Source organism: Heyndrickxia sp. FW510-T9 (assembly GCF_058781025.1).
The window spans coordinates 106,431-125,364 of the sequence record NZ_JBYSWK010000006.1 but is presented as its reverse complement, the minus strand read 5'-3'; the positions used below and the strand labels follow the sequence as shown (position 1 = coordinate 125,364).

Sequence of the window (18,934 nt, the reverse complement as noted above, 5' to 3'; positions counted from 1 at the left end):
AGAAATATAGCCATATTTCTTTACCACATCCAAAACACATTTGTTTACACGAGGATACTACATTGATATGGTTGAGAACGGTAAAGAAGGCATATTTAATAACTACGCATAAAATAGGTACGGTGAACCTTATTATAAGTAAATGAGATTTTGCTAATTTGTAAATGTAGGCTGTCTCAATGAACCTCTTTAGAGGCAGCCTATTTATTTAAAGTAAAGGCATGAGCATTGCTCAGGATTAACACGGAAATGAACAGCTTTTGAAGGTAGCCTAGACATAAACCTTTTCATCAAGATTTCCCTGAATCAGCGCTGCTGAATAACCGCAATTGTTTCTTGATGAAAGCAATGAAGATTGGAAGCACATTCTTACAAACAAAGTGGGGATATTAGGGGCAAGGAAAAGTACGCTGATAAGGCCAAAAAAGTTTTATAAGACAGTACCTCCGCATGTTCGTTAAGCAAAAAAATTATTCAATGCCATATTTTCCATGAGTTTCTTTATTTGTACTATTTTTTTTAGATATATACAGTTTTTTAGTATTATCTAATCCAGCATAAAAAACCTCTGAACAATCTTTGATATTTTGTTTATTCAGTTCAGATGTTAGCCATTCTTTATCTAATCCAGCACTTGTTAAGTTTTCCTCCATTATCGTCCCATCAATGATTATATCCTTTTCAATACCTGTACTTGTTGTTTGAATGTTCATATGATAGGGAGTAAGTGGTTTTTTATCTGATTTTGGTAATACAGAAAGTTTTCCATCCGTTTCCATTATGGCGAATTCTACGTCTGCCACATTGAAGGCATCTTTTTCTCTTAATTTCATCTTTAATTCATTTATAGTCAATTTTATTTTCTTCATATTGTCATCCACAATGGTTCCATTTTCAATTAAAGTTATCGGTTCAGAATTGATTAGCTTCCTTAATCTGAAGCTTTTCATGCTTAAGTATCCGGAGAATATAGTTAAAGTGGAAAATAACACCAATGCAGTTGTAGCTGATAGTGTGGCAGATTGCTTATCAATGATTGCATTTGCGACTATTGAACCCATTGAAACACCCATAATAAAATCAAAAAAGGTCATTTTTGATATTAGTTTAGTACCTATTTTTCGGGTTAAAAATAATGCTAAAATATATATTAAAATACCTTTTAGTATTGTAATGAAGAAAATTTTTTCCATATATGATCAACCTCTTTTATATTTATTATCGTCTGTAGATAGTAGTATTAGTGGACAATTAACAAGATATTCATTTGTTCAATTGATATTTTATTAAAAATCAAGGAAAGACATACTAATGGAGGAGTACCAGGGTTCGACCGACATTTAGAGTAAATTACAAAATTCGCGTTTTGATTTCAGGTGTCTATAAGAAGTTTAGGGATGTGGAAGAGCTGTAGAAGATTCTAAACCATTCTGCAGCAATCGTTGAACCAATAGACATGAAGACACCATGTGAAAAAGCAGAAATCACACGAGCAACTAGTAATACACCAATACTTGTAGCACTTGCTACCATACTATTGCCAACAATAAAAATAACCATAATCCAAAGTAATAAAGTTTTGCGTGACATCGTAGAAGTGAGTAAACACTGTTTTTACAAAAAAATAACAGCACTCTCTAATTTGATGGAGAGTGCTGTTTTGTTATTGAATTCTTACATGAACATATACAAAAAATGTCTGTCTTCCTCTACTTGTGCTTTTACTTACTTTAATATTCTCCCTTAATTACAAAAAACGAGCCCCGAATTGTTCCAGCTAGTTTAGACTTCTGCCTAGCAAACTTAAACTTCTCTGCTAACTCCTTCGGTACTTCCATACCCTCAGAAAGCTTAAAACCAACAGCTCGCTTCTTTGGGTCATCAACAGTATACATGACGTTGAGCACAAGGCCATCCTCATAAATGACGTAGGTAAATTTGATATTTTCCACTTGAAAACGCGAAGTTTCTAAGGGTTTGGCCGCAAACTCAATATCACGTTCTTCTTTCAAAATTCGGTTCACATAATCAAGGCTTTCCTGACTTTCGCTAGCTGGTACTACCGTAAATTCATGCTTGTATTTGTTCATAAAATAACGGGCTTCGTTAGCACGTAAACCTGCAAGAGCTTCTACTACGGGTGAAGACTCTAAACCAACCGTAGATACATTTTTAAAATCAACGATATAGGACAATTCCATCTCTCCTTTGATCACTTTATTTCCTAACAACAGGAATCCACATTTCACCAAATACTAAGCCGTTTCGCTGACCCATCTCAACCGTTGTATTTGGCCCACCAACATAGGCAAAGTCCTTTGCTTCTGGCAAGACTTGACCAAAGGCAACGCCAGCGAGCTTATTACTTAACTCATCAGCCGTATTCCCTTCCCCTTTAACAACTAGGTATTCCCCCTTAGGAAATTGGATAACTCTCGTTGCTTCTGGTAACGATTCCTCTGTCATGACGCCAGCATAATGCATCATCTTGTTATTTACCGCTTCGTTCACAGCAAAAATGTAGTCATTGGTGGCCAGATCTTTTAAAGTGTTAAGCGTTCCATCTTGGCTGATGGCTTGCCAAAAGTCTGCCTTTTCCTTGTTTATGCCAGCAAAGTCTGTGTAATGGCTTTTAAGCTCTGTTCCAATACCTAAAACGGTAAAACTGTCTTTTTCTTCTAGAATATAATTCGTCATTTTCAAAACCTTCCTTTTTTAAAAAATTAATCAAATGATTGGTCTTTCCACTTGATAAGTTTATAATAATCATTAATTGTGTCAAAAAATGATACTGTTTAGGAGGCAACGATGAAAAAAGTTGAACGGATTAATATCATCATGCGGTATATCAACAACCGCGCCAACTTTACAATTTCTGAAATCATGCGAGAATTTAACATCTCTCGTTCAACAGCTATTAGGGATATCAGAGAAATTGAAGCCATGGGAATGCCACTTGTCGCTGAAGTTGGAAGGGATGGGGGGTATTTTGTCATGAACAACTCTGTCCTTCCTACTGTTCGATTTACCGATAATGAGATTAAAGCTCTTTTCATTGCCTTCATGGCAACAAGAAATAAACAACTACCTTATCTAAAGAGTCGTCAGTCTTTAGCCGAAAAATTACTAGGCTTGATCTCTGAAAACCAGCAAGATGACCTTGTTCTATTAAATCAAACCTTGCTTTTTGAAGGGACAAACCCCAATAATCCTGACCTACTTGAACTGTCAGACCTACCTCATCCTATTCTAGAAAAACTCATTCAAATCCTTCTTTTGGATAGCTATTTATTGATAACCATTCAAGAAGAGAAGGTAATAAAGTCTTATGCAATTTATCTCTTGCACCTTTATCACGAAAAAGGTCTTTGGCTGATTGAAGGATTTGACTTAAATGATGAAAAAAGGGGGATTTTCCCTGTCGACAATCTTACTAATGTCCAACCATACTATACGAAAAATAGATTAAGTAGGAAAAAAATTTTAGAAAAACTAAGTAAGCTGGAAGAAGTAATTAATCTTGTTCTTGAACTTGGTCCAAAGGCGATTGCCCAGTTCAAAAAATATCATCCTTTAAAAGTTTCCATTTCCTATACGAATCCTTATCAAACCACAGCCATTCTAAGGACTTTTATCAATGCTAATAATCCAGAAGAATTGACGGAAATAACAAATTGGCTACTTTTTCTAGGTGGCGATATCAAGATCAGGGAAGTGCCGGAAGAAGTCTTAGAAAGTTTAAAAGAGAGATTACGCTTATTCTGCCCATAAGCAGTGCCTGTTAAAACCAAAATAATTTTGAGATTGGCCTGTTATCAGCAACCAGAAAAGATAAAGGTTTCTGGATGTGGGAATACAAAGCAGCAAATATTTAAGATAAGTAGTTCGTTTGTGAAGTAGAAAAACTGAATTTACAAGGTCAATATCAAGCTAATCGCATACTTATAGATAATAAAATTACACAGAAAAAGCAGAGGTTTTTGCATCCTCTGCTTTTTTATAATCAAATGACCAGTTCTTCAACTAACGCAAAGAAAAATCAAATTTTGCCAAAGAACGTCACTGCTAAAATCCTCAATTATTTTTAAATAAGATGTGTTGTCCTTAAACGAGTAACCAGCAAAAGGAAAATAAGCGGAGATTTTTCTGTTAAATGCAGAATGGAGCTCATTTTTGGGTAAATAAGGGGAGATTTTCCCATTATACAAAGCAAAATATCCTAATTTTGCATTTTTCGAGACAATAAGCGGAATCTCTCCGTCTATTTATGTCTTTTTTAATAATAATTACGAATTAAGCGGAATTTTTCCGTCTATTTATTTGATCGGGTACTTAACCTGCTCCCAACATTAACCTTCATTTCTCTAAATAAATCTAATAATTGATTACACAATTTGCAACGTTTTTGACAGTGCTTTTAACACATATTTTATAGTGTGACCAATAGCTATTGCCTACTTGCTAAAACCTGTGCTAAATCTATTGCTATTTTCAGTTTTAAACCTAATAATCCCTGTCATAATAAGAAAAAGAAGCAAGCAGATTTATATGCTAATTCGCTTGCTATAACTCTTGTTCTTTTTATTTTTCTACTTCTGAACCGAACTACTTATTTTAAGATTTGCTGCTTTCATATTTATCAATAAGGGATGCTATATAGCTCCTGTTACCCAATTTCCTTTGCGAAACAATGGAATTATCTGTCCATCATGAGTTTCGCCGTCAATATCTAACTGATTCGAGCCGACCATGAAATCGATATGGATTAAACTTTGATTTAACCCATGTTCTAAACGCTGCTCTGGACTCATAGATTGTCCATCTGCCACACAGGCTGGATAAGCTTGTCCAATGGCAAAATGGCAAGAAGCATTTTCATCATATAATGGATTCAAAAAAACCATATTGTAGTTGGAAATGGGGGAATTATCAGGCACCAATGCAATTTCCCCTAAATAATGAGAGCCTTCGTCCGTTTCAATTATTCCTTTCAATGTTTCCAGTCCACTCTTTGCAGTGTAATCAATAATCTTGCCATCCTTGAAGGTTAATTGCATGTTATCGATCGATGTCCCGTTATAATACAATGGAATTGTACTTGAAAGTGTCCCATTAACTCCGGTCCTATAAGGTGCTGTAAATACCTCCTCACTAGGTAAATTAGGCAGGAATGGAACATTATTCGCGTTTTTAACAGAAGCTAGACTTACCCAATTATGCTGTCGAGGCAGCTCAACGGTTAAGTCAGTTCCAGGTGCTGTGTAATGCAACTTTTTAAATTGACGTGAATTTAAGCTTTGCGTCATTTCACCCAGTTGCAAAACGTGACGCTCCCATTCCAAAACAGGGTTTTCAGTATCCACCCTAACAATCATAAGAATGATGTCCCACAGTTTTTCAATCGCATCAGAAGTGGACAACTCAGGAAAAAGCTTTTCCGCCCAAGGCTTGGTAGGAATCGATAAAATACTATAATTCACTTTAAAACTAGTGTAATCAGCTAAAAAGTTCTTTAAGGCACTAGCTTTTGCCTTCGTTGCACGAGCTATTCTGGATGGGTCAATGCCTGACAGGAGGTCTGGGTTTGGTGAAAAGATGGCTAAAAAAGCAGCACCTTGTTCCACCATTTCCTCCATCCACTGAGCCTTCCATTTTGGGTATTCATCAAGCGACTCTTCAGCAGCAGATTCCAGTCTAATACGATTTAGTTCCGGGTCTTCCCAATTGACATAGACTTGCCTAGCCCCTGCTTCATAAGCCTTCTTAGTTAATATTCGAACAAACTTAACACATTCAAGCGGTACTGGAAAAGTATCCTGCCCTATTACAAGAATTTGCTCTGGTTGTAAATTAACCCCAATCCGTATTGCCAGCTCTGCATACAAATTTAATTTTGAAGCTGTTGTCATATGTTTTCCCTCCTCACATGATTGATCCTAGTATCCACCTGCATACCTTTCATCCGCTATAGTTTCAGGCTTTCACTACTATTTATTTCAATAAGAAGAGAGGTATTCCTTCTTTGATCCTGAGAAAAAGATAAAAAAAGATTGTCAGTAGGTGAGTTTATAATTAATTCGGGGTTATTGTAAAAACTCATAAGATCTCTGTAACATAATCGATATTCATCAAGCCCAGATTCTAGGGACGAAAAAATACTAGAGGCTCTGCAAAGTCGGTAACCGCCGATTTTGCAGAGCCCCTTTTTCACGAGTTTCATTTCCTTTAATAAATTGTCTACATTTTCCATTCACTTACGCATAGCACTTTTGATTAGATTCACAATCAAGGCGATAAGCACAATGACTAGAAGAAGATGAATAAAGCTTCCGGCAATATGAAACGAGAAGCCAAGCACCCACAGCACAATTAAGATACCGATAATCCACCACAACATTATGTATCTCCCTTTCTTTAAATTTAGAAATGATTATCCTCAAGTTCAGATAATACTAAACAAATGCTTTAGTCATTTATTACCCAAGCCAGTTTAAAGTCAAACCTTTGGAAACTAGTAGACTATAATTTTGCAAAAAGGCTGCAGCCAATTAATTCGACTGCAACCTTTTTTATATGTTATTCCACTTTCATGACTGCCTCTCCATATTGCTGATCAAGGGCTTATATTCTATGAACATAGTTTTTTATTTAACAACTAGAACATCCATTTCTGCTTTTTTCATAATACTTTCACTTACACTGCCTACTAATAGTTTTTCAAGTAATCCTTTCCCACTATTACCTACAATTATTAAATCAGCATGATGCTCTAAAGCAAAATCGCATAAATCATTACTGGGCCTTCCATTCAATGTCTCAAATTCTGCTGGTATATCATGATGATTTAAAAATGATTTCGCATGATCTATAACCTGACTTGAGTTATCATCGATAGATTGCTGAGGATTTTGTCGAAGTTCGTCCTCGTGCGGAGGTATTTTGGCAGGGTAAATGCCTCCATCTATACTAGGCACCACTGGGTATGTTAAATGATAATGATCAAAAGCAATTTCATTTATAGATTCTTTAATTGCATGCACAACCGTTATTTTTGAGTCATGGTCATGGTTCATAGAATACAATTGTGCAGCTCTTCTTAGTGCATTCATACTGTCCTCAGAACCATCAAAACCAACAAGAATATGTTTATACATGACATGCTCTTCCTTTCGTTTTTGACTTTTAATTCTATACCCGTGTTTAGAAATCTACAATTGCTTCCATTGCTTTGTCTGCATCCTTCCCTTCCAAAATAAACATATATGAATCTCCTTTTTTTAACATCATGAAAAAAGTAACGATAGAAGCAAATGTCTTGCCATCTGTTAGCAATCCATTTTTTCTTAAAATAAGATTGGCTTTGTAGGATGATACTTTTTTGAAAAATTGGTAGACCTTAAGAATACTAACAGGTTCTTTACATGTGAAAGATTTGGAACGAATAATTTTCAAATTAGCTCAGCCCTTTCAGAGTATTCATATAAAAAATAGATTAGTACTTTTAAAGTAATAATAAGGGGAATGACTTATTGCATGTTTAATACGTTATATTGATCTTTTACAAATAAAAGTATTTTACCTTGATCGAGTTTCTCTTCATAAAGGCTTGCCTCATCCGAAGATAGACCAATTTCCTCCATCATAGTACGAAGTCTGTCCCCTGGTTTACTAAAAACATTTATAATGAGTGTGCCCAGTTCTTGTTCTTCTGTACCAATTGTGTTTGCACCAGCCTTACTGGCTATTCTATTAGTTCTATCCTGATCATGAGTTAACACATAAATATTAGATGGATTTACTCCGTTTGATTGTAACGTAACAACTTCTCTTTCAACTTCTTGTTCATTGGAAAATTCCTTTACATAAGGTTTTGTAGACATATACAATTCCTCCCAGTAGTTGATACCTGATACTGTATACATACACTTTTTTGATAAAAGTTAAACTACTAAGAATAAAAATTAAATAATTAAGGAATAGAGAAAAGGAAGCAGAGATGATACATTTTTCTATAAGAAGTATTTAAAAATGATTATAAGATAATGGATGGATTACAAGAAAATATAGAAATTTATATTGATAGTTGAGGTCAATCATATCTGTACATCCCCGTTTAAAACGGGAAATGGGGTCCAAGTCTGTCATCGTTCCGCGCTCGGCCAGAATGGATCTAGCCTTAAGATACTGCAGTTGAAAAAAATCGCATAATAAAAAACTATCCCGTCATGGATAGTTTTTTTGTATGAATTATGATATTTATTTGAATAATTAGTCATTTTCGATTAGAATATATTCAAAAATGACTGGGTGAGTAGGATGAATTTATTTAGGGACGATTCGGTGCTTTTACAGCATGTTTTACAGCACTCATTTGATGAGATATTTATTGTTGATGCTACAGGGGTGGTGTTATATACAAGCCAATCGACGGAAAAGGTGTTTGGAGTTCCAAGCTACAAAATTGTTAATCACAATATTTTTGAACTTGAAAAGCAAGGTTATTTTTCACCATCTGCCTGCGCTACGGTGCTCCGAACCAATCAAAAGCAAACACTCATTCAAGAGACGAAACACGACAGAAAATTAATCATCTCCGGCTATCCAATCTATGACAAGTCAGGAGTATTGATAGGTGCTATGAGCTTTTCGAGGGACGTTACCGAATTTGAATACTTAAAAAAGGAAAATGAGCAGGTAGCAAAGGCATTGGAGCACTATCAAGAAGAAATTGAAAAATTGAAAGAACTGGCAATTAATCCGTTTTTTATGAGGAATGGAAAAATGGCGAAAGTGTTTGAGGTTGCAGGTAAAGTGGCCGATTTACCTGTAACAGTCTTGCTTGAAGGTGAGTCCGGAGTTGGAAAAAACCATGTTGCTGCGATGATTCATCAAATGTCTGTAAGAAGAGATTACCCGTTTATCGAAGTGAACTGCGGCGCAATACCGGAGTCCCTGTTCGAATCAGAATTATTTGGGTATGAAGATGGAGCCTTTACCGGTGCGAAAAAAGGCGGGAAAAAAGGCTATTTTGAGACAGCTGGGGAAGGGACTTTGTTCCTTGACGAAATTGGTGAATTGCCGATGAATCTTCAAGTCAAACTTTTATCCGTTCTACAAAACCAAACTCTGATGAGAGTTGGTGGCAGTAAAAGGGTTGATGTCAAATGTAGAATTATCTGTGCTACTAATCAGAGCTTAGAGACAATGATCAAAGAACGGAAATTCCGTGAAGACCTTTATTATCGAATCAATGTTGTCAAAATGGAGATTCCGCCGCTTCGTGAAAGAAAGGAAGAAATCATTCAGTTAATTTATGAAATCACCGAAGAAATAAATCGAAAATATGCTATGAACAAGCAAATTACTCCTGCAATGGTAGCCTGGCTCAGCCAGCAAAGCTGGCCAGGAAACGTCCGCGAGCTCCGTAACTATATTGAAAAGAAGATTATCACTGCAAATGGAAATGAAATCGGTTTTGAAATGGACGAGCAAGAAACGAAAAAAATAAATGATGAAATGCCCTTAAATGACTATATTGAATTACTTGAAAAAGAGTATATTACCCGCATGTATCAAAAATATCCCAGCAGTATTAAATTAGCCGAAAAATTGGGTATAAGCCAATCAACAGCAAATCGAAAAATCCAAAAATATGTCGAAAACAGGTAGTCAAAAGTGACTAGAAAAATCGTGGTAATACTACTTTTTAGATTGGCACGAAACTTGCGATAAATATTAGCGAGACATCTAAAAAGGAGGCAACATAAATGTCAAATCACGATGAAAAGCAATTTTTGAATTTACCTTTTACCGGAATAAGCACATTTGGAAAGTATCCTGTTTGTCCTGATATTGAGCAACTGGATGCCGACGTAGCGGTTATTGGTGTTCCAAACGATATGGGAACTCAGTGGAAATCTGGAGCAAGAATGGGTCCAAGAGGAATTCGCGAAGGCTCTACATTATACAGCTTCGGCTTGAATGGTGCTTACGATATTGAAAAAGATATTATGTATTTGGGGCCAAAATGGAAAGTCGTCGACTGTGGCGATGTAGACATGGTTCACGGGGATATCAAGCAATGTCATGATAATACTGAAGAAACTATTCGCAAAATCGTCTCCAAGGGGGCCATGCCTGTTGTGCTAGGTGGTGACCATTCGATTACGATACCAGTGGGGAAAGGCTTGGAGGAAGTAGGGGCATTCCACGTCATCCAAATCGATGCACATTTGGACTGGGCTGATCATCGTTCTGGACAGCGCTATGGCCATGGAAGCTGTATCCGCCGCTTATCGGAAATGGATCATGTTCAGAAAATATTCCAATTCGGCATCCGCGGGATTAGCAGCAGCCTAAAAGAAGATGTCGACGCCGCAAAAGAATACGGCGCAGTAATTCTTTCGCCACGCCAAATGAGAAAAATGAGCTTTGAAAAAGTACTGGAGCTGATTCCTCCAGGTGAAAAATACTATATTACCATTGATATTGATGGTTTGGATCCTTCGGTCGCACCTGCTACAGGTACACCGTCACCAGGCGGATTTGTTTATGATGAAGTAAATGAATTACTTGAAGGAATAGCGAAACGAGGGAAAGTCATTGGCTTTGACGTAGTAGAAGTTGCCCCACCATATGATCTGGCCGGAATGACTGGTCAAGTAGGAGCAAGGCTAGCGCTTGATCTGCTCAGCTTCGTCTTAAAAGAGAGAGAATTAGCAGGAGAAAAAAGCACGCAAAATGAAAAAGTTCACTCTTGTTGAGTCTAGGAGGATATCCTTAGACATCCACTATTCATGAAAATATATCAACAGATAGGTGATTAGTGCCCCATACTGCTATCACCATGGAAAAATCAGCATAGTCTCCAAAAATTAATATCGGAGGTATTAAGATGAAGATTGAAACGAGAAGTATTGATTTTATTCCTGAAAATGAACGCCATGGAAAGCCACAAGGATTATTTTCAATTTGGTTTGCTGCTAATATGCACATTACAACACTAGTTACAGGGGCTTTGTGTGTTACGTTGGGTTTAAATCTTTTTTGGAGTGTTGTTGCCATAATAGTAGGTAATCTGCTAGGAGCTATTTTTATGGCTTCCCATTCTGCGCAAGGACCAAAGCTTGGAATTCCACAAATGATCCAAAGCCGTGCTCAATTTGGTGTTATTGGTGCCGTTATTCCGTTACTTCTTGTTATTTTCATGTATCTAGGTTTTTTCGCCAGTAGCGGATTATTAGGAGCACAAGTATTGAGCAGCACCATTCACATCAATGTAACATGGAGTATCATCATCCTCAATCTCATTACCTTTATTGTAACAATGGTCGGCCACGATCTTATTCATAAAATGCAAAAATATTTAACATGGGTGTTTTTACTCTCATTCGTTGTTTTAACTTTTATTGTTTTTCAATTACCATTACCGGCAGGAAGCTGGTCACCTTCACATTTTAATTTTGGGACCTTTATGTTAAGTGTTAGTATCGTGGCAACTTGGCAGCTTTCCTATGCACCATATGTCGCTGACTACTCACGCTATTTGCCGAAAGAAACTTCTTATTCAAAAACCTTTTGGTATACGTATGCCGGGACGATTCTTGGAACTGGCTGGATGATGCTTTTGGGAGTAATATTAACAACAGCCATCCCGCATTTCCTAGACCACACAGGAGCTAATTTGGCAAGTCAGTTTGGCAGCTTCTCGTTTATTATGTTTATCATTATCCTATTCGGTCAGTTATCGATTAACGTGTTTAATTTATACGGTGCTTTTATGTCTACTATAACGACTGTTGAGCCTTTTTCAAAAGTGAAAGTAACGCCAAAGGTCAGAGTGTTCTTTGTGTTTGGAATAGCAGCAGTTGGAACCATTCTAGCCATTTTAGGTCAAGGAAACTTCTTGTCCAACTTCATTAACTTTATTTTGTTTATTAGTTACTTCCTAATCCCATGGACAGCCATTAACCTTGTTGACTTTTACATACTACGCCACGGCAAGTATAGCATTAAAGATATCTTTGATTTAAACGGAAAATACGGGAAGATAAACAAAATAACCGCAATTTCGTTCCTGGCATCGATTGTTGCAGAGGTGCCATTCATGAATACTTCCATCTATGTTGGACCAGTAGCCAAAGCAATGGGAGGAGCCGATCTTGCCTGGATCTGGGGACTAATCGTTCCGTCAGTTATCTATTATGTGATGATGAAGAAAAAGCTGAAAGCTCCACAAGTTTCAGTTCCACATGTGGATACAAAAACAGTATAGAGTGTATCTTTTTGCGCACAATACACTGAAAATAGATAAACATCAGAAAACGTTGAAATAGAGATGGACTACCATACTATATCAGTTGAACTAAAGAGCTTCTTGAACAGCGCCTGATTCCATCCCAACACATAGCTTGTCTAGGATTTTCATTAGATCAACTTGAATAGTGGATAAAAACAGCGGATGACGATTGTGGGAGAGTGCAATTGCTTTAAGCCACCGAAGGAGCAAGTTCCAAAAAGACCCTTGGAATTAATCTCTCAGGTAGAAGAACCACAATGGGACGCAACTCTGGAGAGAGCGTGATCAAAACGCCACCAAAGGAGAAGCTCTATTATAGAGTTAAACTCTCAGGTAAAAGGACAGAGAAGGGGGATGATTAAAATTGCCCTTCTCTGTCCTATTTTGTGTGCAAAAAAATATACTTTAGATAAAATGACCTGACAATATTTCATCTTCTAACTGGCACTCTCAATCAATTCTCCCTTTCGATGCTCCAGTTTCCGATAAACCAATGCCAGCAGCATGGATGGAATAGAACAAACAAGCATTCCGATAAATGCATATCTTGGCTCAATTTCGTATAAATAGCCGCCGAATATCGTAAACACAGCAGTGCTCCAACTAAGAGCCAGCGCTGAATACATGCCTTGTGCTTTCGAAATCTGCGTAGGTGAAATGTTTTTTATTAGGAATTTCATAAAGGCATAATGACCCATAGCAAATGAGCATGAATGCAAGGTTTGCGCAATACAGAAAACAATTACATTAGGAAAGGCAAATACTAATATCCAACGTATGGATGAACCAAGTGCTGCCAGAACCAGCAGGGAGCCAACTGAAAAATTATGAAACTTCCGATCCGCGATGGAAAAAAAGATGATTTCTGCGATTACGGAAATATTAATAATTGCACCTATTAAATATTTGGGTGCATGGATTTCCTGTAAAAAGAGATAACCATAATTGTAATAAGCGGCGTGTGCAGCTTGCAGTAAAATTACAATAATAAGTACCAAACTAAAGTGCTTGATTTGAAATAATTTTAACATGCCGCCTTTTTGTATCCTGTCTACAAGTGGCTTTTTAGATAGAATAACAGGTGCACGCATGAAGCCAAGACATACCAATACAACTGTACCAAGTAAAAACGCCCATAAAATCACTTTATCTCCAAGCATCCATGTAAAGACAGATAGAATCATGCCGGCGAAGATGAAACCAATGGATCCCCATTGACGGCTTTTTCCATAATGTCTTAATTGGTTACTTTGTACGAGGACACCAGCGGCGCTATCCAGAGTAGGCATCAATGCTGGGTAAAAAAAGTGAAATACTAATGTGATGATAAGTATGCTGGTAAAGGAGCTTGCCGGAATATAAAACAGAATAGCGATCAGCGTACCGATTCCCGCCCCATTTAATAAGCTTTTACTACTAAATTTCCCGGATAAATAAGGAAATGCAAATAATGTGGAAATGCCTCTTGCCACCAAGCCTAGACTCATAATCAAACTAGCTTGAGGAACCGTCATTCCTTTTGTATGAATAATCCATCCCGTCCAATAAGGAAGAAAAATACCCCATGTCATGAAAAAACTAAAAAACTGCATACTCATCCAGCGATGTGTGTTCATTTTATTTCCCCCCAATGCTTGCATAATATCATGGAGATACTTACAATAATATGAGATATCTCATATTATGGGGTGTATTTATGGAAATATATAAAAGTGAGAAAAGGCAGCGTTATTTGGATGAATATTCGATTAAGCATTTATTTTCATTTCCAATTGAAGAGTATATAGAAGTCCATAAATATAATCGTGGCGAATGGATCATTCAAGAAGGCATGCGACCAGATTATTTATTTTATGTCATAGAAGGAAAAGCGAAAATTTATGTAACACATCAAAACGGAAAAGTTTCCTTGTTAAATTTTATCAAAGCAAAAGATTTTATTGGGGAAATGGAATTATTAAATCAGATTTACTATACAAAAGGGATTCAAACTACTACAGAGACCATTTGTTTTGCTATTCCTTTTCATCCATGTCGCACAAAAATGATAGAAGATGCGACATTTCTACGTGAACTAGCCATGTTTTTAAGTGTCAAATCAACACAAATGGCTGCAAAGTATTCGCAAAGTAGCTCCTTCCCGCTTGAAAACCGGCTGGCAGCATTTATTTTACAGACAACTGACGGAGAGACATATAGGGAAAAGCACGTAGTTGTATGTGACTTTTTAGGAGTCTCCTATCGTCACTTATTATATGTGTTTGCCCAATTTTGCGATAAAGGATATTTACAAAAAGAAGGACGTCACTATCGCATTCTGCATCATGACGCGCTTAATAAACTTGCTGGAATGTTGGAGAATGAATAACAAAAAAATAATAAAAGTGGTATTTAAAGCTGTACTGTATTGACAAATCAAAAATGCAGTATTATGATAAACGCACATACCAAACGGTCGGTTTCCGAGGTGATTTAATAATGATCAATACACGAGAACATATTTTAAATGTATCCTTAAAACTTTTCCTGCAAAAGAATTTCAAGGAAGTTACCATGAAGGAAATTGTAGAGAAAACGGGATTATCTAAAGGGGCATTTTACCATTATTTTGAGAGTAAGGAACAGCTTTTTCTTGAAGTCCTCAGTAATACTCTAGCATCTGTTACTAACGTTTTTGAGAACTTAAATAAGGATTCGCTTTATCAATTTTATCACTCATATTTTGATTACTATCAAAATATGTTAGCTTATTTTCAGGTTGATAAAAATGATAATGAAGTAGGTAGCTTTGATCTAAATATCTTTACACTTTATTTTGATGGAATTAAACTTTTTCCAAGTTTTCAGGACAAAATTTATGAGAGTTTGCAATTTGAACTAAATGCTTGGAAAGAAGTCGTTTGTAGTGCAAGGGAAAATGGTGAGATTAACTCCATAATGACCGATGAACAAATCGCAAAAATGTTCATATATTCATCTGATGGTATCGGTATGTCTAGCATTATTATGAAAATGAATACTGAACACACGAAGAGCAAGATGCTCGAACTGTGGGATAGTTTTTATCAAGAAATTAAAAGCTAAAATCAACGTATCCCTTGTTTTTACGAGTAAGGGCTCGCAATTAGCGAGTTTCTTTATCGAAAGAAACAAACCAACCATTCGGTCTGTGCGAAGAAGGTAATAATTTTTTGGATCACGATACTGAGTTTTTTCAACTTTTACAAACCAACCGTTCGGTACGACAGAAGAAGGAGTGATAAAAATGGAACTTAAAAATTTGAACAAGAAGCAAGTTATGTTAATAATGGTGGGATTAATGCTTGCCGTATTGCTCGCTTCACTTGATAGTACAATCGTAGCGACGGCTATGCCTAAAATTACGGAGAAACTAAAAGGATTTGAATATTATACATGGCCAATGATTTCGTATTTACTTGGCATAACCATTTCTATGCCGTTATTTGGAAAGTTATCGGATATATATGGATTTAAAAAGATCTATGTAATTGGAATTATCATTTTTCTCGTCAGTTCAGCCCTATGTGGAATATCGCAAAATATGTTTCAATTAATTGGTTTTAGGGGATTACAAGGAATTGGCGGTGCTGTTCTAATTTCAAATACAATGGCGATCGTTGGTATTTTATTTCCTCCAGCAGAAAGAGCTAAATATATAGGGATTTTGGGTACAGCAGGAGCATTGGCAAGCATCGTCGGTCCAACATTAGGAGGCTATATAACAGATTCATTTAGTTGGAGATGGATATTTTATGTGAATATACCAGTTGGTCTTATCACCTTGGTCATTATTATGTTTGTCCTTCCCTCCCAAACGGTTACTACAGAAAGAAAAAAGATCGATTACTTAGGAGCAGCTGCTTTCATTATTTCAATTATTCCGCTATTACTCGGCTTTACCTGGGGAGGAAATAAGTATGAATGGAGTTCTGTTGAAATTATTTCCATGTTTTCTTTTTCCGTTATCATGTTAGTTGTATTTTTGCTTATTGAGAGAAAAGTCGCTGATCCGATCATTCCATTATCTCTTTTTAAAAACTCTGTTTTTAATTTTTCTGCGATTGAGATGTTTTTAGTCAATGCAATATTGATGGGCGCATCTGTTTTTATACCACTATTCGTACAAGGTGTTGTTGGGAAAAGTGCTAGTAAATCAGGTGCGATAATGACCCCAATGATGGTCAGTCTTATTGTGGGATCTATTTTAAGTGGGATTATCCTCTCGAAAACGAAAAGATATAAAGCACAATCAATCATTGGCTTTATTATTTTGGGCATTGGTGCATTAATGCTTGGTTTTTTAGGAATGGATTCCAGCAACTTCGAGATTATTATGGATATGATTGTCTTGGGGGTAGGAACGGGAATCGTAATGCCAATACTCAGTTCAGCTGCACAAAATGTCTTTTCCGAATCACAAATGGGTGTTGTAACTTCAGGAATACAATTTTTTAAATTATTAGGTTCGACTATTGCAACAGCCTTAATGGGAACTATTTTAAATTCATCGATTATGAGAGGAATCCAAGGCTTAGATGTAAGCAACCTTCCTCCAAGTATGGCAACTGTACTAAAGAATCCTAGTATTTTATCAAATGCAGATGTGATAAACGGTTTAAAAGCAAAGCTTCCTGCGGAGGTATTGCCTACTTTCTGGAACGTGATTAATCAGATTAAACACATACTTACCAATTCAATTCATGATGTTTTTATGATTTGTATCGTAATTGCAGTGATTGCTCTGTTCTTGATCTTCTTCATGAAGGAGATCCCATTAACAAAAGCATCAAGCAATGAAGAATAATAGATTAGTTAAGTTTACTGACTAATTTACTCTTATCAGATTACACTTCGCTGTAACCTTATCATAAGTGAGTGAGGTTTTATATATTAGAAGTGTAAAGAGTATCTTTTGTTAAAATCTATGAAAATAATGTATATAATAAAAATACTGAAAGAAATGATTTCTTAATGGAAATCATTTCTTTTTGCTTATTAAAGTGAATTTCCCTTTGAATAACCGTAAAAAAAATTAAACACAATATTTTCCGACTATTATGATATTCTATGGATAGATGATATCAAAGAAAAGGAGGAATAGTAAGTCGATAATGCCTAAGTTGTCTTCAAGCTTACAACGTTGTGATGAAGAAACTAGTACAGAATTAGTTAACGATAATAATCCGTTATAATAAAGATGCATTTTTAACCGTGTTAAAACGAAGAGAATATGAACTGACAACACCTTAATTAAAAAGATTTATAAATTATTAGTACTGAATGAAAAGATTTGGAGGAGTTATAATGAAAGAATTTAATAAATGCCAAAGTTGTTCTATGCCAATAAAGAAGCTAGAAGATCGAGGTACTGAAAAAAATAATGGAAAAAGCTCTATGTATTGTAAGCATTGTTATCAGGAAGGAGAGTTTACTCAAAAAAATATATCTGTAGATGAGATGAAAGAAATCGTAAAAAGAAAGTGTGTTGAAATGGGGTTACCCAAATTTTTAGCAAGCATGTTCGTGAGAAATTTACATAAGCTAGAAAGATGGAAATAGAAATCCATATTGATTGGTAAATAGCCAAACAGTATTTCGTTCAAGTTTTATGACTATGGATTGGATACTCGTTTCATCTGCTGAAAATGTAATGTACGATAGAAAAAATAGCAGCCTTGTGACAATTCGAAATTAGTAAAATTAAAGTGAATTGAGGATGTATTTATGCAAAAAATAGTTCCACATTTATGGTATGACAAAGAAGCTAAAGAAGCAGCAATGTTTTACACCAGTCTATTTGACGGATCTGAACTACTAAATGTAACAGTTATTGAAAACACTCCTTCTGGAGATTCAGAAATGGTGAGCTTTAAACTGGCTGGTCAATCATTCATGGCAATAAGTGCAGGTCCCTACTTCAAATTTAATCCATCTATTTCTTTAATGGTAGCTTGCTCCTCTGTAGAAGAAGTAAATACTCTATGGAAAGCATTAATTGACGGTGGGACTGAATTAATGCCATTAAGTGAATATCCTTTTAGTAAGTGGTATAGCTGGGTTCAGGATAGATTTGGTTTGTTTTGGCAGTTAATGCTTATAGACAATGGTCAACCAGTTCAAAAGATTACGCCTAACTTACTTTTCTCTAGTGATTCATGTGGGAAAGCTGAGGAAGCAATAGAGTTCTACACTGGAATATTTGAAGATTCGAAAGTAGAGATAATTAGTAGATATGGAGAAGAATCAGTGTCATCAAACGCAAAGGTGAATTATGCTGCTTTCAAACTTTGCGGTATTAATTTTTCAGCAATGGACAATGGAAATGACGTAGATTTCAACTTTAATGAAGCATTTTCACTAATTGTTAACTGTAAAGATCAGAATGAAATTGATTATTTTTGGGACAAGCTTTCTGCCGTACCTGAGGCAGAACAATGCGGATGGGTAAAAGATAAATTTGGACTATCGTGGCAGATTGTTCCGGGTAATATGGATGAGGTTTTATTTAAAGGATCAAGAGACGAAAACATTGGAGTCACTGAGGCACTCCTTAAGATGAAAAAAATTGATATAAATGTTTTGGAAAATGCTCGTATAGAAAAACGATAAAAGGGA

General features: G+C 36.0%; 18 protein-coding genes, 1 pseudogene and 2 riboswitches. Of the genes and pseudogenes, 9 read left to right on the top strand and 10 right to left on the bottom strand.

Annotation, left to right across the window (positions count from 1 at the left end; genetic code table 11):
• Positions 1–470 precede the first annotated feature (470 nt).
• From AC3WJF_RS05210 to AC3WJF_RS05195, 4 genes and pseudogenes are all read right to left on the bottom strand, one after another.
• Positions 471–1,193, bottom strand: coding sequence for a DUF421 domain-containing protein (locus tag AC3WJF_RS05210; protein ID WP_492450066.1), 723 nt, complete (start codon positions 1,191–1,193; stop codon positions 471–473).
• A gap of 235 nt (positions 1,194–1,428) precedes the next feature.
• Positions 1,429–1,602, bottom strand: a pseudogene (locus AC3WJF_RS05205) (MFS transporter); the annotation flags it as partial.
• A 128-nt stretch (positions 1,603–1,730) separates the two neighbouring features.
• Positions 1,731–2,195, bottom strand: coding sequence for a DUF8821 family protein (locus tag AC3WJF_RS05200; protein ID WP_492450065.1), 465 nt, complete (start codon positions 2,193–2,195; stop codon positions 1,731–1,733).
• Positions 2,196–2,217: 22 nt separating this feature from the next.
• A complete protein-coding gene (locus AC3WJF_RS05195; protein ID WP_492450064.1) occupies positions 2,218–2,697 on the bottom strand; it encodes a GyrI-like domain-containing protein in 480 nt (159 codons plus the stop codon).
• A gap of 111 nt (positions 2,698–2,808) precedes the next feature.
• Here AC3WJF_RS05195 and AC3WJF_RS05190 point away from each other — a divergent pair, with 111 nt between their 5' ends.
• Positions 2,809–3,771 (top strand): helix-turn-helix transcriptional regulator, encoded by a 963-nt coding sequence (locus AC3WJF_RS05190; protein WP_492450063.1) that lies wholly within the window; start codon positions 2,809–2,811, stop codon positions 3,769–3,771.
• A gap of 881 nt (positions 3,772–4,652) precedes the next feature.
• Here the strand turns inward: AC3WJF_RS05190 and AC3WJF_RS05185 are convergent.
• From AC3WJF_RS05185 to AC3WJF_RS05165, 5 genes are all read right to left on the bottom strand, one after another.
• The gene (locus AC3WJF_RS05185) at positions 4,653–5,909 is read right to left on the bottom strand and encodes an aminopeptidase (protein ID WP_492450062.1); all 1,257 of its coding nucleotides are present in this window, start codon (positions 5,907–5,909) and stop codon (positions 4,653–4,655) included.
• Between the two features lie 341 nt (positions 5,910–6,250).
• A complete protein-coding gene (locus tag AC3WJF_RS05180) occupies positions 6,251–6,397 on the bottom strand; it encodes a lmo0937 family membrane protein (RefSeq protein ID WP_492450061.1) in 147 nt (48 codons plus the stop codon).
• Positions 6,398–6,644: 247 nt separating this feature from the next.
• Positions 6,645–7,154, bottom strand: a complete 510-nt coding sequence (locus AC3WJF_RS05175; protein WP_492450060.1) for a universal stress protein — start codon at positions 7,152–7,154, stop codon at positions 6,645–6,647.
• Between the two features lie 46 nt (positions 7,155–7,200).
• Positions 7,201–7,452 (bottom strand): HPr family phosphocarrier protein, encoded by a 252-nt coding sequence (locus tag AC3WJF_RS05170; protein ID WP_492450059.1) that lies wholly within the window; start codon positions 7,450–7,452, stop codon positions 7,201–7,203.
• A gap of 74 nt (positions 7,453–7,526) precedes the next feature.
• Positions 7,527–7,880: a YflT domain-containing protein gene (locus AC3WJF_RS05165; protein ID WP_492450058.1), complete on the bottom strand. Its 354-nt coding sequence runs from the start codon at positions 7,878–7,880 to the stop codon at positions 7,527–7,529.
• A gap of 436 nt (positions 7,881–8,316) precedes the next feature.
• On the opposite strand from AC3WJF_RS05165, the gene AC3WJF_RS05160 reads away from it, so the two are divergent.
• From AC3WJF_RS05160 to AC3WJF_RS05150, 3 genes are all read left to right on the top strand, one after another.
• The gene (locus AC3WJF_RS05160; protein WP_492450057.1) at positions 8,317–9,669 is read left to right on the top strand and encodes a sigma-54 interaction domain-containing protein; all 1,353 of its coding nucleotides are present in this window, start codon (positions 8,317–8,319) and stop codon (positions 9,667–9,669) included.
• 98 nt (positions 9,670–9,767) lie between these two features.
• Positions 9,768–10,763: an agmatinase gene (gene speB / locus AC3WJF_RS05155; RefSeq protein ID WP_492450056.1), complete on the top strand. Its 996-nt coding sequence runs from the start codon at positions 9,768–9,770 to the stop codon at positions 10,761–10,763.
• Positions 10,764–10,894: 131 nt separating this feature from the next.
• The gene (locus tag AC3WJF_RS05150; RefSeq protein WP_492450055.1) at positions 10,895–12,274 is read left to right on the top strand and encodes a purine-cytosine permease family protein; all 1,380 of its coding nucleotides are present in this window, start codon (positions 10,895–10,897) and stop codon (positions 12,272–12,274) included.
• 186 nt (positions 12,275–12,460) lie between these two features.
• Positions 12,461–12,563: riboswitch (glycine riboswitch) on the top strand.
• 3 nt (positions 12,564–12,566) lie between these two features.
• Positions 12,567–12,645: riboswitch (glycine riboswitch) on the top strand.
• A gap of 90 nt (positions 12,646–12,735) precedes the next feature.
• On the opposite strand, the gene AC3WJF_RS05145 is transcribed toward AC3WJF_RS05150, so the two are convergent.
• On the bottom strand, positions 12,736–13,914 hold the full coding sequence (locus tag AC3WJF_RS05145) for an MFS transporter (protein WP_492450054.1): 1,179 nt from the start codon (positions 13,912–13,914) through the stop codon (positions 12,736–12,738).
• A gap of 80 nt (positions 13,915–13,994) precedes the next feature.
• Between AC3WJF_RS05145 and yeiL the strand changes: the two genes are divergently transcribed.
• The 5 genes from yeiL to AC3WJF_RS05120 all read left to right on the top strand — a co-directional run bounded on the left by yeiL (position 13,995) and on the right by AC3WJF_RS05120 (position 18,928).
• The gene (gene yeiL, locus AC3WJF_RS05140) at positions 13,995–14,666 is read left to right on the top strand and encodes a transcriptional regulator YeiL (RefSeq protein ID WP_492450053.1); all 672 of its coding nucleotides are present in this window, start codon (positions 13,995–13,997) and stop codon (positions 14,664–14,666) included.
• Positions 14,667–14,776: 110 nt separating this feature from the next.
• Complete coding sequence (locus AC3WJF_RS05135) at positions 14,777–15,382, top strand: TetR/AcrR family transcriptional regulator (protein ID WP_492450052.1); 606 nt, start codon at positions 14,777–14,779, stop codon at positions 15,380–15,382.
• 181 nt (positions 15,383–15,563) lie between these two features.
• Positions 15,564–17,123: an MDR family MFS transporter gene (locus AC3WJF_RS05130; RefSeq protein ID WP_492450051.1), complete on the top strand. Its 1,560-nt coding sequence runs from the start codon at positions 15,564–15,566 to the stop codon at positions 17,121–17,123.
• Positions 17,124–17,623: 500 nt separating this feature from the next.
• Positions 17,624–17,878, top strand: a complete 255-nt coding sequence (locus tag AC3WJF_RS05125) for a zinc ribbon domain-containing protein (protein WP_492450050.1) — start codon at positions 17,624–17,626, stop codon at positions 17,876–17,878.
• A gap of 165 nt (positions 17,879–18,043) precedes the next feature.
• A complete protein-coding gene (locus tag AC3WJF_RS05120) occupies positions 18,044–18,928 on the top strand; it encodes a VOC family protein (RefSeq protein ID WP_492450049.1) in 885 nt (294 codons plus the stop codon).
• Positions 18,929–18,934 lie beyond the last annotated feature (6 nt).

Bases quoted from the DNA above. Each gene is read 5' to 3' on its own strand.
- AC3WJF_RS05210 (WP_492450066.1), bottom strand. From the start codon at position 1,193: ATGGAAAAAATTTTCTTCATTACAATACTAAAAGGTATTTTAATATAT.
- AC3WJF_RS05195 (WP_492450064.1), bottom strand. From the start codon at position 2,697: ATGACGAATTATATTCTAGAAGAAAAAGACAGTTTTACCGTTTTAGGT.
- AC3WJF_RS05190 (WP_492450063.1), top strand. From the start codon at position 2,809: ATGAAAAAAGTTGAACGGATTAATATCATCATGCGGTATATCAACAAC.
- AC3WJF_RS05185 (WP_492450062.1), bottom strand. From the start codon at position 5,909: ATGACAACAGCTTCAAAATTAAATTTGTATGCAGAGCTGGCAATACGG.
- AC3WJF_RS05180 (WP_492450061.1), bottom strand. From the start codon at position 6,397: ATGTTGTGGTGGATTATCGGTATCTTAATTGTGCTGTGGGTGCTTGGC.
- AC3WJF_RS05175 (WP_492450060.1), bottom strand. From the start codon at position 7,154: ATGTATAAACATATTCTTGTTGGTTTTGATGGTTCTGAGGACAGTATG.
- AC3WJF_RS05165 (WP_492450058.1), bottom strand. From the start codon at position 7,880: ATGTCTACAAAACCTTATGTAAAGGAATTTTCCAATGAACAAGAAGTT.
- AC3WJF_RS05160 (WP_492450057.1), top strand. From the start codon at position 8,317: ATGAATTTATTTAGGGACGATTCGGTGCTTTTACAGCATGTTTTACAG.
- speB (WP_492450056.1), top strand. From the start codon at position 9,768: ATGTCAAATCACGATGAAAAGCAATTTTTGAATTTACCTTTTACCGGA.
- AC3WJF_RS05150 (WP_492450055.1), top strand. From the start codon at position 10,895: ATGAAGATTGAAACGAGAAGTATTGATTTTATTCCTGAAAATGAACGC.
- AC3WJF_RS05145 (WP_492450054.1), bottom strand. From the start codon at position 13,914: ATGAACACACATCGCTGGATGAGTATGCAGTTTTTTAGTTTTTTCATG.
- yeiL (WP_492450053.1), top strand. From the start codon at position 13,995: ATGGAAATATATAAAAGTGAGAAAAGGCAGCGTTATTTGGATGAATAT.
- AC3WJF_RS05135 (WP_492450052.1), top strand. From the start codon at position 14,777: ATGATCAATACACGAGAACATATTTTAAATGTATCCTTAAAACTTTTC.
- AC3WJF_RS05130 (WP_492450051.1), top strand. From the start codon at position 15,564: ATGGAACTTAAAAATTTGAACAAGAAGCAAGTTATGTTAATAATGGTG.
- AC3WJF_RS05125 (WP_492450050.1), top strand. From the start codon at position 17,624: ATGAAAGAATTTAATAAATGCCAAAGTTGTTCTATGCCAATAAAGAAG.
- AC3WJF_RS05120 (WP_492450049.1), top strand. From the start codon at position 18,044: ATGCAAAAAATAGTTCCACATTTATGGTATGACAAAGAAGCTAAAGAA.